Below are 357 nucleotides of genomic sequence, written 5' to 3' on the forward strand. Positions count from 1 at the left end.
CATCCGCTGCGCGCCGCACTGGCCGCTGAATTGCATGCCCGGCCGTTCCTGCGGATCGCCGAGGCGGTGTCGCTCACGCATTACGCGATCTACACGGACGGCCAGCCCGACATCCACGAAACGCTGCTGCACGCGCTGTGCCGCGACACCGGCATCGCCGTGCCGCAAGACGGCGCGACCCACTACGCGGTGCAGTCGCCGTGCGGCTGGCATCTGAAGTGGGAGCGCCACACCGAATTCTCGACCTTCACGTTCGTCGCGCCGCGTCGCGACACCGGCTATTTCGACGATCTCGCGATCGACGGGATCCCGGCCGCGTGGTTCGCGCGGCTCGCGGGCATCCGCTTCGTCGCGGTG

Annotated in this window: 1 protein-coding gene; it reads left to right on the top strand. The window is 69.2% G+C overall.

Annotated features, from left to right (window positions below; translation table 11 throughout):
- Window positions 1-357, top strand: a 357-nt coding sequence (locus tag R2R70_RS19265) for a DUF3422 family protein (RefSeq protein ID WP_410978789.1), incomplete at both ends; no start/stop codon positions are given.

The organism is Cobetia sp. SIMBA_158 (genome assembly GCF_046566945.1).
GTDB classification, from domain to species: domain Bacteria; phylum Pseudomonadota; class Gammaproteobacteria; order Pseudomonadales; family Halomonadaceae; genus Cobetia; species Cobetia amphilecti.